Source organism: Nevskia soli DSM 19509, from assembly GCF_000711955.1.
GTDB classification, from domain to species: domain Bacteria; phylum Pseudomonadota; class Gammaproteobacteria; order Nevskiales; family Nevskiaceae; genus Nevskia; species Nevskia soli.
Genome location: NZ_JONR01000043.1, coordinates 1 through 17,009, shown reverse-complemented (window position 1 = coordinate 17,009; position 17,009 = coordinate 1). Strand labels below are relative to the sequence as shown.

General features: G+C 67.4%; 13 protein-coding genes and 1 pseudogene. 12 read left to right on the top strand and 2 right to left on the bottom strand.

Annotation, left to right across the window (positions count from 1 at the left end; all coding sequences use genetic code 11):
• The first annotated feature begins 104 nt into the window (after nucleotides 1–104).
• The 5 genes from BP26_RS0119030 to BP26_RS0119010 are packed head-to-tail and all read left to right on the top strand — an operon-like array spanning nucleotide 105 to nucleotide 8,054.
• The gene (locus BP26_RS0119030) at nucleotides 105–1,526 is read left to right on the top strand and encodes an efflux transporter outer membrane subunit (protein WP_084183233.1); all 1,422 of its coding nucleotides are present in this window, start codon (nucleotides 105–107) and stop codon (nucleotides 1,524–1,526) included.
• 35 nt (nucleotides 1,527–1,561) lie between these two features.
• Nucleotides 1,562–2,809, top strand: coding sequence for an efflux RND transporter periplasmic adaptor subunit (locus BP26_RS0119025; RefSeq protein WP_211254976.1), 1,248 nt, complete (start codon nucleotides 1,562–1,564; stop codon nucleotides 2,807–2,809).
• A complete protein-coding gene (locus BP26_RS0119020) occupies nucleotides 2,806–5,919 on the top strand; it encodes a multidrug efflux RND transporter permease subunit (RefSeq protein WP_029922149.1) in 3,114 nt (1,037 codons plus the stop codon). The genes BP26_RS0119025 and BP26_RS0119020 overlap by 4 nt, the downstream gene beginning before the upstream one ends.
• 49 nt (nucleotides 5,920–5,968) lie before the next feature.
• Entirely contained in the window at nucleotides 5,969–6,649 is a 681-nt protein-coding gene (locus BP26_RS0119015) for a winged helix-turn-helix domain-containing protein (protein WP_029922148.1), read from the top strand.
• 13 nt (nucleotides 6,650–6,662) lie between these two features.
• Entirely contained in the window at nucleotides 6,663–8,054 is a 1,392-nt protein-coding gene (locus tag BP26_RS0119010) for a sensor histidine kinase (protein ID WP_029922147.1), read from the top strand.
• On the opposite strand, the gene lra1 is transcribed toward BP26_RS0119010, so the two are convergent.
• Nucleotides 8,041–8,799, bottom strand: coding sequence for an L-rhamnose 1-dehydrogenase Lra1 (gene lra1 / locus BP26_RS0119005; RefSeq protein ID WP_029922146.1), 759 nt, complete (start codon nucleotides 8,797–8,799; stop codon nucleotides 8,041–8,043). The genes BP26_RS0119010 and lra1 overlap by 14 nt on opposite strands.
• A gap of 142 nt (nucleotides 8,800–8,941) precedes the next feature.
• Entirely contained in the window at nucleotides 8,942–9,754 is an 813-nt protein-coding gene (locus tag BP26_RS0119000) for an IclR family transcriptional regulator (protein WP_029922145.1), read from the bottom strand.
• Nucleotides 9,755–9,915: 161 nt separating this feature from the next.
• Here BP26_RS0119000 and rhmD point away from each other — a divergent pair, with 161 nt between their 5' ends.
• From rhmD to BP26_RS0118965, 7 genes and pseudogenes are all read left to right on the top strand, one after another.
• Nucleotides 9,916–11,094, top strand: coding sequence for an L-rhamnonate dehydratase (rhmD, locus tag BP26_RS0118995; RefSeq protein WP_029922144.1), 1,179 nt, complete (start codon nucleotides 9,916–9,918; stop codon nucleotides 11,092–11,094).
• Between the two features lie 20 nt (nucleotides 11,095–11,114).
• A complete protein-coding gene (locus BP26_RS0118990; RefSeq protein WP_029922143.1) occupies nucleotides 11,115–11,984 on the top strand; it encodes a 2,4-didehydro-3-deoxy-L-rhamnonate hydrolase in 870 nt (289 codons plus the stop codon).
• Entirely contained in the window at nucleotides 11,981–12,733 is a 753-nt protein-coding gene (locus BP26_RS0118985) for an SDR family NAD(P)-dependent oxidoreductase (protein WP_029922142.1), read from the top strand. The genes BP26_RS0118990 and BP26_RS0118985 overlap by 4 nt, the downstream gene beginning before the upstream one ends.
• A 10-nt stretch (nucleotides 12,734–12,743) precedes the next feature.
• Complete coding sequence (locus BP26_RS0118980; protein WP_029922141.1) at nucleotides 12,744–13,643, top strand: amidohydrolase family protein; 900 nt, start codon at nucleotides 12,744–12,746, stop codon at nucleotides 13,641–13,643.
• A gap of 70 nt (nucleotides 13,644–13,713) precedes the next feature.
• Nucleotides 13,714–14,985: a sugar MFS transporter gene (locus BP26_RS0118975; RefSeq protein ID WP_051749171.1), complete on the top strand. Its 1,272-nt coding sequence runs from the start codon at nucleotides 13,714–13,716 to the stop codon at nucleotides 14,983–14,985.
• A gap of 13 nt (nucleotides 14,986–14,998) precedes the next feature.
• Nucleotides 14,999–16,633: an AMP-binding protein gene (locus tag BP26_RS0118970; protein WP_029922139.1), complete on the top strand. Its 1,635-nt coding sequence runs from the start codon at nucleotides 14,999–15,001 to the stop codon at nucleotides 16,631–16,633.
• Nucleotides 16,634–16,799: 166 nt separating this feature from the next.
• Nucleotides 16,800–17,009: pseudogene (locus tag BP26_RS0118965) on the top strand (IS110 family transposase); the annotation flags it as partial.

Here is a 17,009-nt window from a genome sequence, read left to right as displayed (position 1 = left end):
TGCGGCGCCCAGCCCGCTGATTAACGGAATTTAATGATTCGCCAATGCCCCCGAATGCGGCGGCGCTTAATCTTCCGTCCGGGCGCAGGCCCGCACTACACGCAATGACCGCTCGAACGACAGGTTCTCCTACGAACACGCCCTCCCCTGGCCGCCACCGCTGGCTGGCCGCCTGCTGCGTGGCCGGCCTCTCCGCCTGCAACCTCGGGCCCGGCTACCAGCGGCCGGACGTGCCGCCGCCCGCCGCCTGGACCGGGGCCGATGCCCAGGCCGCCGCGGCCTGGCCTTCGGCGGACTGGTGGAAGGGGTTCGGCTCGCCGCAGCTCGACGCCTTCATGGCCCAGTCGCGCCAGGCCAACGACGACATCGCCGCCGCCATTGCCCGCGTGCGCCAGGCCGACGCGCAGGCGCGCATCGCCGGGGCGGCGCTGCTGCCCACGCTGGACGCCAGCTTCGACGCCAGCCAGACGCGCACCCAGGGCTCCAGCGGCTCGCACACCGGCGCCACGTTCAGCCCTCTGCTCAGCGCCAGCTACGCGCTCGACTTCTGGGGCAAGAACCGGGCGACGCGCGATGCCGCCGTGGCCGCCGCCAACGCCAGCCGCTACGACCGCGCCACTGTCGAACTGACGGTGATGAGCAGCGTCGCCGGCACCTATTTCCAGACGCTGTCGCTGCGCGACCGCCTCGACGTGGCGCAGAAGAACCTCGATGCCGCGCAGACCATTCTCAACGGCCTCAAGCTGCAGCAGCAGGCCGGCACCGCCAACGCCCTCGACGTGGCGCAGCAGGCCACCACCGTGGCCACGCTCTACGCCGCAATCCCGCCGCTGAAGCAGCAGCTGCGGCAGAGCGTGGACGCGCTGGCGATCCTGGTCGGCGCCACGCCGGAATCGGTGGAAGTGAACAGCGGCACCCTGGACGGTGTGGCGCAGCCGCAGGTGGCGCCGGGCTTGCCGTCCGAACTGCTGGCGCGCCGCCCGGATGTGGCCGAGGCCGAGGCGCAGCTGATCTCCGCCAATGCCGACATGGCCGCGGCGCGCGCCGCCTTCTTCCCCAGCATCGTCCTCACCGCCAGCGGCGGCTATGCCAGCGACCAGCTGGCCGGACTGCTCAATCCCTCCAACGCCATCTTCTCGGTGGCGGCGGGCATCACCCAGCCGATCTTCGAGGGCGGCCTGCTGCAAGGGCAGTCGGAACTGGCCAAGGGACGCTACGCCGAGCTGGCGGCGGATTACCACAAGGCGGTGATCTCGGCCTTCGGCAATGTCGAGGACGCCCTGGTCGCGGTGCAACAGACGGCGGAGCAGGAACAGCGGCAGCAGGAGGCGGTGAACACGGCGCAGCGCGCCTATGAGATCGCCCAGGCGCAGATGCACGCCGGCACCATCAACGTGCTGACCCTACTCAATACCGAAAGCGCCCTGTTCACTGCGCAGGATGCGCTGGCCCAAGTCAAATTCTCCCACCTGCAAGCCCTGGTGAATCTGTTCAGCGCCCTGGGCGGCGGTTGGCAACAAGCTTAAGCAACTAAGCAACAAGGCTGCAGGAGCAAACAAGCATGGCCGCTGACAGCGGAATCTCGATGCGGACCCTCAAGCCGGGCCGCACCCGTAGCGTGATGATCGCGGTCGCAGTGGTGCTCGGCCTGCTGTACTGGTGGCACCTGCGCGCGGACGAAAAGGCCGGGGCCGCGGCGAAGCCGAAAGCCTCGCAGGGTATCGCCGTCGATGTGGTCCCGGCTAAGCGCGTCGACATGCCGCAGTACGCGGAAGGCCTGGGCTCGGTGCAGGCCTTCTACACCGTGACCATCACGCCGCGCGTCGACGGGCAGCTGATGAAGGTGGGCTTCACCGAGGGACAGACGGTGCAGAAGGGCGACCTGCTGGCGCAGATCGACCCGCGCCCCTACCAGGCCGCGCTGGAGCAGGCGATCGGCACGCGGGACAAGGATCAGGCCCTGCTGGAGAACGCCAAGCGCGACCTCGAGCGCTACGAGATGCTGGCGCCGCAGGACCTGACCAGCAAGCAGACGGTGGACACGCAGCGCGCCCTGGTGATGCAGACCGCGGCGCAGATCAAGAGCGACCAGGCCGCGGTGGACAACGCCCGCACCCAGCTCGACTACACCACCATCACCTCGCCGATCCAGGGCCGCACCGGCATCCGCCTGGTCGATCCGGGCAACAACGTGCACGCGTCCGACACCACCGGCATCGTGGTGGTGACGCAGCTGCAGCCGATCTCGGCGATCTTCACCCTGCCGGAAGATTCATTGCCGGCGATGTCCGCCGCCCTGGAGAAAGGCGGCGTGACCGTGGCGGCGCTGTCGCGCGACGGCAAGACCGAGCTGGATCACGGCACCGTGACGCTGATCGACAACCAGATCGATCCGACCACCGGTACGGTACGGGTCAAGGCGGTCTTCCCCAATACGCACAACACCCTGTGGCCGGGCGAGTTCATCAACGCCAGGGCCCTGCTGCAAACCCGGCATGAGGCGCTCAGCATCCCCTCCACCGCGGTGCAGCGCGGACCCAACGGCATCTTCACCTACGTACTGCGCGCCGACTCCACGGTGGAAGTGCGGCCGCTGAAGATCACCGACGAGAATACCGATACGGTGCTGGTGAACGACGGCCTCAAGGAAGGCGAGCAGGTGGTGGTCAGCAACCAGTACCGTCTGCAACCCGACGCCAAGGTGCGCACCGGCTCCGATAACGCCACCAAGACGGCGGCGGCCGGCGCGGCCCCGGCTTCCGACGCCACCCCGGCGACGGAGCCGGCGGCGGCCAACGCCAAGCCATGAACATTTCCGCCCCCTTCATCCAGCGACCGATCGCCACCTCGCTGCTGATGGCGGGAATCCTGCTGATCGGCATCGTCACCTTCCCGATGCTGCCGGTGGCACCGCTGCCGCAGGTGGATTTCCCCACCATCCAGGTCTCGGCCTCGCTGCCCGGCGCCAGCCCCGAAACCATGGCCTCGTCGGTGGCGACGCCGCTGGAAACGCAGTTCTCGGCGATTCCCGGCGTGTCGCAGATGACCTCGACCAGCGTGCTCGGCAACACCCAGCTGACCATCCAGTTCGACCTCAACCGCAACATCGACGCCGCGGCCCAGGACGTACAGTCGGCCATCGTCGCCGCGGGCGGGCAGCTGCCGAAGAACCTGCCCTCGCCGCCCAACTACCGCAAGGTCAATCCCGCCGATTCGGCGATCCTGATCCTGTCGGTGCACTCCGACGTGCTGCCGCTGACCCAGGTGGACGACTACGCCGAAACGGTGATCGCGCAGCACGTGTCGCAGCTGCCGGGCGTGGCGCAGGTGTCCCTCGGCGGCCAGCAGAAACCGGCGGTGCGTATCCAGGTGGATCCGGGCAAGATCGCCGCGCTCGGCATCCAGCTGGAGGACGTGGCCAGCGTCATCACCACCGCCTCGGTGGATGCGCCGCAGGGTTCGATCAACGGCGTCAAGCACAGCTTCGCCATCTACGACAACGACCAGCTGCTCAAGGCCGCGCCGTGGAACGACGTCATCGTCGCCTATCGCAACGGCGCGCCGGTGCGCATCCGCGACATCGGCGTGGCGCTGGACGCGCCTGAAAACATCCAGCTCTCCGCCTGGCAGAACGGCAAGAACGGCATCCTGCTGCAGATCTTCAAGCAGCCCGGCGCCAACATCATCGACACCGTCAACAGCATCAACGCCCTGCTGCCCAAGGTATTGACCGCGGTGCCGCCCTCGATCAAGGTGGACAAGGTCATCGACCGCACCACCACCATCAAGGCCTCGGTGGAGGATGTGGAGTTCACCCTGGTGCTGACCATCGCGCTGGTGGTGATGGTGATCTTCCTGTTCCTGCGCAACTTCTGGGCGACGGTGATCCCCGGCGTGACCGTGCCGCTGGCCCTGCTCGGCACCGCCGCCCTGATGTACGTGGTGGGCTATAGCCTGGACAACCTGTCGCTGATGGGCCTGACCATCGCGGTGGGCTTCGTGGTCGATGACGCCATCGTCATGCTGGAGAACATCTACCGCCACATCGAGGACGGCATGTCGCCGCGCGAGGCGGCGATCAAGGGCTCCGGCGAGATCAGCTTCACCATCATCTCGATCAGCCTGTCGCTGGTGGCGGTGTTCATCCCGCTGCTGCTGATGGGCGGCATCGTCGGCCGCCTGTTCCGCGAATTCGCCGTCACCGTGACCATGACCATCGCGGTTTCGGCCTTCGTTTCGCTGACCCTGTCGCCGATGATGTGCGCCCTGTTCCTGCGCGATGAAAAGCACGCGCAGCACGGCCGCGCCTACCTGGCGATCGAGCGCGCCTTCGACAAGCTGCTGGCCTGGTACACGCGCGGCCTGGACACCGTGCTGCGGCACCAGCCGCTGACCCTGCTGGTGTTCGTGCTGACGGTGGTGGCCACGGTGCTGCTGTACATGGCCGAGCCCAAGGGCTTCTTCCCGCAGCAGGACACCGGCATCATCTCCGGCCTGTCGGACGCGGCGCAGGACGTGTCCTTCGCTGAGATGGTGAAGCTGCAGCACCAGCTCACCGACGTACTCTCGAAGGACCCGGACGTGGCCAGCTGGGGCGCCTCGGTCGGCGGCTCGCGGCCGCTCAACAACGGCTACGCCGTCATCGGCCTGAAGCCGCGCGGCAAACGTTCGGCCAGCGCCGACCAGATCATCAGCCGCCTGCGGCCGCAGCTGGCCAAGGTGAAGGGAGCCACGCTTTATTTGCAGGCGGCGCAGGACGTCAACGTCGGCGGCAGGCTGGCGCGCACCCAGTACCAGTACACCCTGCAGGACGCCGACCTCAACGAGTTGAACGACTGGTCGCCGCGGCTGCTGGCGGCGCTGCAGAAGCTGCCGGAGCTGCGCGACGTCGCCTCCGACCAGCAGAACCACGGCACCAAGCTGTCGCTGGTGATCGACCGCGACCAGGCCGGCCGCTTCGGCATCCAGCCCTCGCTGATCGACAACACGCTGTACGACGCCTTCGGCCAGCGCCAGGTGACGCAGTATTTCACCCAGCTCAACAGCTATCACGTGATCCTGGAAGTACCACCGGCGATGCAGGCCGACCCCAACACGCTGAACAAGCTGTACATCAAGTCGCCGGTGACCGGGCAGCAGGTGCCGCTGTCGACCTTCGCCCGTTTCGACACGCAGCACGTCACCTACCTGTCCATCAGTCACCAGGGCCAGTTCCCGGCGGTGACGCTGTCCTTCAACCTGGCGCAGGGCGTGGCCCTGGGGCAGGCGGTGGACGCGATCAACCAGGCCGCGGCGGCGATCCACCTGCCGGCCTCGCTGACCGGCACCTACCAGGGCACGGCCCAGGCCTTCCAGGCCTCGCTGAAGAGCGAGCCCTACCTGATCCTGGCGGCGCTGGTGGTCGTGTACATCATCCTGGGCATGCTCTACGAGAGCTACATCCATCCGCTGACCATTCTCTCCACCCTGCCTTCGGCCGGCGTGGGCGCCCTGCTGATGCTGATGGCATTCCACTTCGACCTGTCGGTGATCGCGCTGATCGGCATCATCCTGCTGATCGGCATCGTCAAGAAGAACGGCATCATGATGGTGGATTTCGCCATCCAGGCGGAGCGCGAGCACCACATGACGCCGGAGCAGTCGATCCGCCAGGCCTGCCTGCTGCGCTTCCGCCCGATCATGATGACCACCATGGCCGCCCTGCTCGGCGCGCTGCCGCTGATGCTGGGCCACGGCACCGGCTCGGAGCTGCGCCAGCCGCTGGGCTACACCATGGTCGGCGGCCTGATCCTGAGCCAGTTGCTGACGCTGTTCACCACTCCGGTGGTCTATCTCTACCTGGATCGTCTCAACAACCGCCTGGGCCGTTCGCGCGGCGCGGCGGCGGCGGGCGACGCGGCGCACGGAAGCGCCGCGTAAACGTGGATAATGGAGCGGCGGTCCCTGGGCCGTCGATACGGGTATCGCCATGAAGGTTCTGCTGGTCGAGGACAACGAACGGGTCACGCGTTTCGTCACGCGCGGACTGCGCGAGGCGGGCCATACCGTGGATCACGCCGGCAACGGCCGCGACGGGCTGTTTCTCGCCGCCAGCGGGCCTTACGACGTGATCGTGATGGATCGCATGCTGCCGGGGCAGATCGACGGCCTGTCGATCATCGAATCGCTGCGCAAGTCCGGCAACCGCGTGCCGATCCTGATTCTCAGCGCGCTGTCGGACGTCAACGAGCGCATCCGCGGCCTGCACAGCGGCGGCGACGACTACCTGACCAAGCCCTTTTCCTTCGGCGAGCTGCTGGCGCGGCTCGACGCGTTGAGCCGCCGCAGCTGGAGCGGCGGCCGCGAGACTCACCTGGAAGTCGGCGACCTGCGCATGGACCTGCTGTCGCGCAAGGTGAGCCGCGGCAGCCGCGCCATCACCCTGCAGCCGCGAGAGTTCAAGCTGCTGGAATACCTGATGCGGCACGCCGACCAGGTGGTCACGCGGACCATGCTGCTGGAGAATGTGTGGGAGTTCAATTTCGACCCCCAGACCAATGTGGTGGATGTGCACATCAGCAAGCTGCGGCAGAAGATCGAGTTCGAGCTGGAGCGGCCGTTGCTGAAGACGGTGCGCAATGCCGGCTATATGCTGACCGCGGACGAGTAAAAGACTCCTGCCCATGATCCGCTCCTCGGCGGTGAACCTGGCGGTCGGCTACGTGCTGTTCGGCATCGTCGCCCTGATCGCCTTCGCCGCCCCGGTCTGGTACGCCTGGCAGGTGACGATCGAGGAGGGGCGCACCGAGATCCTGCAGGAGGATGCACAGCGCCAGGCCGAGGTGTTCCGCCGCGAGGGCGTGGCGGGGCTGACCCATTTCATCAGCGAGCGCGTCAGCCTGCAGATCGCCGGCGAGCGCGTGCTGCTGTTCACCGATCCGCAGGGTCATGTGCTGGCCGGCAACCTCAGCGCCTGGCCGCGCGGCATTCCCGACCAGTCCGGCACCTATACCATCACCGTCGAAATGGACGGCCATCCCTCGCGGGCGGTGGTGGTACGGGCCAAGCTGCCCGGCGGCTACGACCTGCTGGTGGCGCGCGACCTGGCGCGCTATGCGCCGGTGGAGACGCGCTTCTGGTTCGGCCTGGGCGCGGGTGTGGCGATCCTGTCGGTGATGGGGACGATCGGCGCCGTGCTGATCCGGCGCGAACTGCTGGCGCGCATCCAGGGCATCCGCCAGACCGTCTCGGCGATCATGCAGGGCGAGTTGAGCCACCGCCTGCGCACGCGCAGCAGCGGCGACGAGCTCGATACCCTCTCGCAGACCATCAACCGCATGCTCGACCAGATCGAGCAGCTGGTACACGGCATCCGCAACGTCTCCAATTCCATCGCCCACGATCTGCGCACGCCGCTGGCGGAGCTGCGCTCGCGCCTGGAAGAGCTGCTGGTGACGCGGCCGCCGACGCACGAGGTCTATAACGAAGTGGAAGCGGCGGTGGCCGACGTCGACCGCGTCATCGGCATCTTCAACGCCCTGCTGCGCCTGGCCGAGATCGACACCGGCATGCGCCGCTCGGGCTTCGTCGAGGTCGATTTGGCCGAAGTGGCGGAGGAGGCGGTGGACTTCTATGTCCCTGCGGCGGAGCTGAAGGGCATCACCCTGTCCTTCCACGGCCGCGGCCCGCTGCCGATCGCAGGCGATCCGCTGCTGCTGGCGCAGGCGGTGGGCAACCTCATCGACAACGCGCTCAAATACGCACCGGCCAACGGCACCGTGCGCGTGGAAACCCGGCGCCACGACGACGGCACGGTGGAACTGGCGGTGGCGGACAACGGCCCCGGCATACCGGCGGCGGACAAGCCCAAGGCGGCGCAGCGCTTTTTCCGCGGCGACGCCAGCCGCGGCACGCCCGGCGTGGGCCTGGGCCTGAGCATCGTCGATGCGGTGGCCCGGCTGCACGGCGGCTCGCTGGAACTGGACGACAACCATCCCGGCCTGCGCGCCCGTCTGCTGACGCGCTCCGGCGCACCCGCCGCCGAGGCGGCGAACAACCTGCCTATTGCAGGTTGACGAACAGGCCGCCGTCGACCAGCAGCGAGGCGCCGGTGACGTAGCGCGCCAGGTCCGAGGCCAGGAACACCACGCAGCCGGCGACATCGTCGGGCTGGCCCAGCCGTCCCAGGGGGATGCGCTGTTGCATGTAGGCACGCTTGGCCGGATCGGCCAGGTCTTCGCGGTTGATCTCGGTGGCGACGGTGCCCGGCATGATCGAGTTGCAGCGGATGCCATGGCGGCCGAGCGCGATGGCGCAGGACTGCATCAGGGAATGTACGCCGGCCTTGGTCGGCGTGTAATGCGTCTGCATCTCGCCGCCGACCAGGGCGCTGATCGAGCTGATGGCGACGATGGCGCCGCCGCCCTGCCGCTTCATCTGCTTGGCCGCCGCCTGCACCATGTAATAGGCACCGTGCAGGTTGACGCGCATGGTGCGCTCGAAGGTTTCCGCCGGCATGTCGAGGAAGCTGTGGAAGGGGCAGATGCCGGCGTTGCTGACGAACACGTCCACGCCGCCGAGATCGCGCACCGCCGCATCGATGAATGCCGGCGCCGCCGCCGGGTCCGCCACGTCGCCCTGTACGGCGACGGCGCGGCGGCCCAGGGCTTCGATTTCACCGACCAGGGTGGACACCGCGCCCTCGTCGGCCAGGTAGTTGATGCCGATGTCGGCGCCGTGGCGTGCGCAGGCCACAGCGGTGGCGCGACCGATACCGTGGGCGGCGCCGGTGATGAGTACGGTTTTTCCTTGCAGCAGCACGTTGTGTCTCCTTCCTTATATGGCCGCCGCGTAACGTTGAACCGCGACGGGGACTGTGTCCGTCATCCCGGGCGCGAGGCCGGATCCTTCGCTACGCTCAGAGCCTACCCCGGACTCGATCCTGGGATGACAGGAAAAAAACTCAAGCGCGCGGCGGATCGCCTCTCCAGCCGAGTTCGCGGCTGATGGCGGCGGTGGTCGCCTTCACTTCCTTCGCCAGCTGCTCCATGCGGCTGTCGCTCATGTATTGCGCGGCGCTGGAGACGCTGATCGAGGCGGCGATGCGGCCGCCGGCTTCGCGGATCGGTGCCGAGACGCAGCGGATGCGGTCTTCGTTTTCCTCCAGGTCGAAGGCATGGCCGTCACGGGCGTAGGCGCGCATGCGCTTGAGCCAGATGCGGAAGGCGTTCTCCGTGGCGCGCGCGCCGAGGTCGGCCATGAACAGCTCGTGCCAGCGCTCCTCGCTCTCGTCGAGGATCAGGGCCTTGCCCAGGCCGGTGGTGGTCAGCGGCTGGCGCTCGCCGACGCGCGAGCCGATCTCGACGCGGCGGCGGCCGGGAATCTTGTCCAGGTACAGGGCCAGGGCGCCTTCCTGCACACCCAGGTGCACCGTGTCCTCGGTTGCCACCGACAGGGCCTCCAGGTGCGGCGCGGCGATGCGGATGATGTTCATCTGCTGGCGTGCGCTGAAACCCAGCTCGAGCAGCTTGGGTCCAAGGGTATAGCCCTCGCGCGGGGCGAACGCCAGGTAGCGGCGCTCCACCAGCACCGAGGCCAGGCGGTGGGCGGTGCTGCGCGTCAGCTCCAGCCGCTCGGCCAGATCGGCCAGGCCGATCACGCCGCCGGCCGCGGCCTCCAGCACGTCGAGCCCGCGCAGCAGGGTCTGGCTGCCGGACGGCGCAGCCGCTTCGCGCGGCTTGGCCGCGGCTTTCGAGGTTGACTGTTTTAATCCCATATATTAAAATTATATCCCATAATATGAAATTCTGCAAACCGGATTTGCAGGGGGAGGGAGGAGATGATGCACCGGTTCTTCGGCTCCTCCTGGGCCGGCCACGGCCTTGCTTCACGCCCCGCTCCCGCCTACGCCGCCACCTTCGCCACGAGCATCCCTTCATGAGCTTTCCCTCGATCAAGCAGGTTCGCGCCTTCGTCGTCCACGGCGGCGGCGCCGACTACCACGACCAGGGTTCCGGCCACTGGATCGACGATCATATCGCCACGCCGATGAGCCGTTACCCGGAGTACCGGCAGAGCCGCCAGAGCTTCGGCATCAACGTGCTCGGCACGCTGGTGGTGGAGATCGAGGCGAGCGACGGCACGGTCGGCTTCGCCGTGACCACTGGCGGCGAGCCCGCCGCCTATATCGTGGAGAAGCACCTGGCGCGCTTCCTCGAAGGCGCGCGGGTCACCGACTACGAGAAGATCTGGGACCAGATGTTCTTTTCCACCCAGTTCTACGGCCGCAAGGGCCTGGTAGTCAACGCCATCAGCGGCGTCGATCTCGCGCTGTGGGACCTGCTGGGCAAGCTGCGGCAGGAGCCGGTGTATCACCTGCTGGGCGGCGCGGTGCGCGAGGAACTGCAGTTCTACGCCACCGGCTCGCGCCCGGACCTGGCGCAGAAGATGGGCTTCATCGGCGGCAAGATGCCGCTGCACCACGGCCCGGCCGAAGGCGAGGAAGGCCTGCGCAAGAACATCGAGGAGCTGGCCGAGATGCGCGCCCGCGTCGGCGACGATTTCTGGCTGATGTACGACTGCTGGATGAGCCTGGACCTGAACTACGCCACGCGCCTGGCGCGCGCCGCGCAGGCCCACGGGCTGAAATGGATCGAGGAAGCGCTGAACCCGGACGACTACTGGGGCTACCGCGACCTGAAGAAGAACGTGCCGAAGGGCATGCTGGTCACCACCGGCGAGCACGAGGCCACGCGCTGGGGCTTCCGCATGCTGCTGGAGATGGACTGCTGCGACATCATCCAGCCGGACGTGGGCTGGTGCGGCGGCGTCACCGAGCTGATCCGCATCTCGGCCATGGCCGACAGCCGCGGGGTGATGGTGGTGCCGCATGGCTCCAGCGTCTACAGCTACCATTTCGTCATCACCCGCCACAACAGCCCCTTCGCGGAATTCCTGATGATGGCGCCCAAGGCGGATGAGGTGGTGCCGATGTTCAGCCCGCTGCTGCTCGACGAGCCGGTGCCGGTAAACGGCCGCCTCAAGCTGCCGGACACGCCCGGCTTCGGCGTGCGCCTCAACCCGGCCTGCACCCTGCACCGCCCCTACACGCACTGATCAACGCACGGAGACCCACCATGAAACTGCTGCGCTACGGCCCGCCGGGCCAGGAAAAGCCGGGACTGCTCGACGCCGAGGGTGTGCTGCGCGACCTGTCGGGACAGTTGGCCGACATCACGCCGGACACGCTGGCCCCCGCCGCGCTGGCGCGGCTCGCCGCCCTCGATCCCGCGCGCCTGCCGGCCGTGAAGGGTGCACCGCGGCTGGGCATCCCGTTCAGCGGCACCAGCAAGTTCATCGCCATCGGCCTGAACTACCGCGATCACGCGGAAGAATCCAACATGGCGATTCCGAAGGAGCCGGTGATCTTCACCAAGGCGATCAGCTGCCTCGGCGGCCCCGACGACGAGGTGATGCTGCCGCAGGGCGCGACCAAGGGCGACTGGGAAGTGGAACTGGGCGTGGTGATCGGGCGCACCGCGCGCTATGTCGCACAGGCGCAGGCCCTGCAGTACGTCGCCGGCTACGTGGTGGTCAACGACGTCAGCGAGCGCGGCTTCCAGCTCGAGCACGGCTCGCAGTGGGACATGGGCAAGGGCTGCGACACCTTCGGCCCGGTCGGCCCCTGGCTGGTCACCGCCGACGAGGTGGGCAATCCGCAGGAACTCGACCTGTGGCTGGACCTCAACGGCAAGCGCATGCAGACCGGCAACACCCGCACCATGATTTTCGGCGTAGCGGAGTTGATCGCCTACGTCAGCCGCTTCATCACCCTGATGCCGGGCGACATCCTCACCACCGGGACACCGCCGGGCGTGGGCCTGGGCCAGAAGCCGGCGCCGCTCTATCTCAAGCCGGGTGACGTGATGGAACTGGGCATCGCCAAGCTGGGCCGGCAGCGGCAGCGCGTGGTGGCCTGGCACGCGCAGGCAGAGGACGCGGCATGAGCGGTACTTACGCGGGACGCTTCGCAGGGCAGACCGCGATCATCGCCGGCGGCGCCTCCGGCGTTGGACGGGGCCTGGCGGCGCGGCTGACGCAGGAAGGCGCGCGGGTCAGCATCTGGGATTACGACGCCGCGTTGCTGCGCGAGGCGGCGGCGGAAACCGGCGCGGCGCATACCGTGGTGGTCGATGTTGCGGACGAGGCGCAGGTGCAGGCGGCGGCCGATGCCTCGGCCCAGGCCCTGGGCCGGGTCGACGTGCTGGTGGTCAGCGCCGGCATCACCGGCCCTACCACCACCGTGTGGGAATACCCGACGGCGGAGTGGCGGCGCGTCATCGACATCAACCTAAACGGCACCTTCTACTGCTGCCGCTCGGTGGTGCCGCACATGATGAAGAACGACTACGGCCGCATCGTGAACATCTCTTCCGTGGCCGGCAAGGAAGGCAATCCCAACGCCTCGGCCTACTCGACCTCGAAGGCCGGCGTCATCGGCCTGACCAAGTCGCTGGGCAAGGAACTGGCGAAGACCGGCATCCGCGTCAACTGCGTCACCCCGGCGACGTTCCGCAGCCCGATCCTGAAGCAGCTGACGCAGGGACAGATCGACTACATGCTGTCGCGCATTCCGATCGGGCGCATCGGCGAGATCGACGAGGTTGCGGCGCTGGTGTCCTGGCTGGCGAGCCGCGAGTGCTCGTTCAGCACCGGGGCGACCTTCGACATCTCCGGCGGCCGCACCACTTACTAAGATCTGATCCATGATCGATTTCCCCATCGTCGATCCGCATCAGCACCTGTGGGATTTCGAGGTTTGCCGCTACCCGTGGCTGATGGACCGGCCGCTGCCGCACAACCCGGCCGGCGATTGCAGCGCCATCGCCCGGCCCTACGGCCTGGACGACTACCTGCGCGACACCGTGGGCTGGAACATCGCGCGCACGGTGCACGTGGATGCCGGCGCGGTCGCCGACGACGCACTGCGTGAAAGCGCCTGGCTGCAGGAGACCGCCGACCGGCGCGGCTATCCGCACGGCATCGTCGCCTACGCCGACCTGCGGCATCCGCGCATCGACCAGCAGCTGGCGGCGCAGCGCGCCTATCGCAATGTGCGCGGCATCCGCCAGATCGCCAACTGGCATGCCGATCCGCTGAAGACCTACAACACGCAGGACCCGCTCGTCGATCCGTACTGGCTGCGCGGCTTCGCCCTGTTGCGCAAGCACGAGCTGTCGTTCGACCTGCAGATCTATCCCGGGCAGATGCCGGCGGCGGCGGCGCTGGCGGCGCGCCATCCGGATACGCGCATCATCCTCAACCATGCCGGCATGCCGACCGACCGCGACGCCGCCGGCCTGGCAGCCTGGCGCAGAGGCATGGCGCAGCTGGCGCGGCAGCCCAATGTACTGGTGAAGATTTCCGGCCTGGCGATGATCGACCGGCAATGGACGGTGGACAGCATCCGGCCCTTCGTGCTCGACACCATCGAGCTGTTCGGCCCCGCGCGCTGCATGTTCGCCAGCAATTTCCCGGTGGACCGGCTGTACGGCGAGTTCGGCCGGCACTATCAGGCCTACGACGACGTCGTCGCCGCGTTCGGCGACGCGGAGCGCCGCCAGCTGTTCGCAGATACGGCGATGGCGGCATACCGGCTCGACTGAGCCGGCGCACCGCACCCAGGCAGTACAGGCAGGGGCGGAACCACAAGCAGTTGAGGGAGGAGAAGCACCGATGTCGAATCAAACCGACGGCGTGGGCACAGCGCGGCAACCCGGCTTGCTGGTGCCGCTGGCATACGCCATCAGCTGCTTTTTCATCTGGGGCCTGGCCTACGGCCTGCTCGACGTGCTCAACAAGCATGTGCAGGACACGCTGGCGGTGGGCAAGGCGCAGTCGACCTGGCTGCAGATGGCCTACTTCGGCGCCTATCTGACCATCAGCCTGCCGGCCGGCGCGCTGCTGCGCCGGCGCGGCTACAAGGTGGGCATCTTCGCCGGCCTGTGCCTCACCGCGGGCGGCGCGCTGCTGTTCATTCCGGCCGCCGGCACCGGCAGCTTCCACTTCTTCGTGCTGTCGATGTTCGTGCTGGCCTCCGGCCTGTGTTGCCTGGAGACGGCGGCGGACACTTACGTCAACGTGCTCGGGCCGCCCGAAGGCGCTGCGCGGCGGCTCAACCTGGCGCAGTCGTTCAACGGCCTCGGCGCCTTCCTCGGGCCGATCATCGGCGGCCTGCTGTTCTTCGGCGGCGACGGCGCGCAGTCGCACCGCGCCGTGCAGCTCACCTATGCCGTGATCGGCGCGCTGGTACTGATCTATGCGGTGCTGATCCTGCGCGCGCGCCTGCCGGAGATCGCCGAGCCGGATCATCCGCTCGGCGGACGGGTGCGCAAACCGCTGCGGCAGGAGCGGCATTTCGTGCTCGGCGTGGCGACGCAAGCGCTGTACATCGGCGCCCAGGTCGGCATCGGCGCCTTCTTCATCAACCTGGTCACCGAGACCTGGCCCGGCCTGAGCGCCCGCAACGGCGCCTTCCTCCTGTCGCTGGGCATGCTCGGCTACCTCGCCGGGCGCTTCCTCACCACCGCGCTGATGACGCGGGTGCGGCCGCGCACGATCCTCACCACCTACGGCGTGATCAACACGGCGCTGACCCTGGTGGTGGCGCTGGGCCTGGAGCGGATTTCGGCACTGGCGCTGATCGCGGTGTTCTTCTTCATGTCGATCATGTTCGCCACCATCTTCGCCCTGGGTGTACAGGACCTGGGGCCGGACACCAAACGTGGTTCATCGCTGATGGTGATGGCGATCGGCGGCGGCGTGCTGCTGCCGTATCCGATGGGGCTGGTGGCCGAGGCATTCGGCACGCCGGCCGCTTTCCTACTGCCGGCGGGCTGTTTCCTGCTGGTGGCGCTGTATGGCTGGAGAGGTGCACACGTTGTCACCGTACGCGATACCCTGGTCCCGGCGCTGCAAGCCGCCGGCACGCAGACACCGCAAGCTTGAGAGGCCTACCGTCATGTCTTCCGCTTCCGCTCCTTCCTATACCCACGGCTCGCAGGCCCGGCAACTGCTGGGCGAGACCATCGGCGAGAACCTGCGCCGCACGGTGGAGAAATTCGGCCACCGCGAGGCGCTGGTGGTGCCGTTCCAGGGCTACCGCGCCACCTATGCGCAGTTCTGGGACGAGACCGGGCGCGCCGCGCGCGGCCTGATCTCGCGCGGGGTGAAGAAGGGCGACCGTGTCGGCATCTGGTCGCCCAACTGCCACGAGTGGGTGGTGGTGCAGTACGCCACCGCGCGCATCGGCGCGATCCTGGTCAACATCAATCCGGCCTACAAGGCTTCGGAACTGGAATACGCGCTGAAGCTTTCGGGCCTGAGCTTCCTGATCATGGCGCGCGGCTTCCGTACCACCGACTACGTAGCCATGCTGGAGCAGGTGCGCGGCCGCTGCCCGGAGCTGCGCGACACCCTGGTCATCGACGAGGGCTGGCACAGCCTGCTCAGCGAGGGGGCGAAGCTGCCGCTGCACCGCCTGAGCAGCTGCGAGGCGGCACTGCAGTTCGACGATCCGATCAACATCCAGTTCACCTCGGGCACCACCGGACTGCCCAAGGGCGCGACGCTGTCGCACCACAACATCCTCAACAACGGCTACTTCGTCGGCGAGACGCTGCACTACACCGAGAACGACCGGGTCTGCATTCCGGTGCCGTTCTACCACTGCTTCGGCATGGTGCTGGGCAACCTGGCCTGCACCTCGCACGGCGCCTGCATGGTCATTCCCGGCGAGAGCTACGACCCGCTGGCGGTGATGCGCACGGTGCAGGAGGAACGCTGCACCTCCCTCTACGGCGTGCCGACCATGTTCATCGGCGAGCTGGATCACCCGGAGTTCGAGCGCTTCGATTTCTCCAGCCTGCGCACCGGCATCATGTCCGGCGCGCCCTGCCCGGTGGAGGTGATGAAGAAGGTGCAGACGCGCATGAACATGGAGCAGGTGACCATCTGCTACGGCATGACCGAGACTTCACCGGTATCGACCCAGACCACCACCGAGGATTCGCTGCAGAAACGGGTGAGCACGGTGGGCCGGGTGCTGCCGCACATCGAGATCAAGATCGTCGATCCGGAAACGGAGGCGGTGGTGCCGCGCGGCACGCCGGGCGAGTTCTGCACCCGCGGCTACTCGGTGATGCTGGGCTACTGGAACAACGAGGGAGCGACCCGCCGCGCCATCGACGCCGGCCGCTGGATGCACAGCGGCGACCTGGCGACGATGGACGAGGAAGGCTACGTGCGCATCGTCGGCCGCATCAAGGACATGATCATCCGCGGCGGCGAGAACATCTATCCGCGAGAGATCGAGGAATTCCTCTACGGCCACCCGGAGATCTCCGACGTGCAGGTGATCGGCGTGCCGAGCGAGAAGTACGGCGAGGAGGTGATGGCCTGGGTACGGCTGCGCCAGGGCGCGCTGCTCGACGCCGAAAGCCTCGGCTGTTACTGCCGCGGGCAGATCGCCACCTACAAGATTCCGCGCTACTGGAAGTTCGTCGAGGACTTCCCCATGACCGTCACGGGGAAGATCCAGAAATTCCGCATGCGGGAGATGGCGACGGAAGAACTGGGGCTGGCGACGAAACAGTAGCCTGGATGTAGTGAAACGGAATCCGGGAGCTTTAGCTTTGGCGCGGTCCCGGATTCCACTACGTTTCATCCGATGGGTATGGACTCCTCCCCCTTCTAAGTAACGGCATCTAAGTGCCAAGCTGGAATTGCTGAGGTTCCGGCTAACGAAGAGAGAGGAGTCCGACATGGAGATTACCGTTTTCTCGGTGGATTTGGCCAAGAACAAGTTCCAAGTGCACGGCTTTGATGCCCGAGGCGAAAAGCGGTTCGGCAAGACGCTCAAACGGGACCAGTTCCTGGTCTTTTTCCGCGGCCAGACGCGAGGCGCCCAGGTCTTGATGGAGGCTTGCGGCGGCGCCCACCATTGGGGCCGGCAGCTGATCGAACTGGGTTAC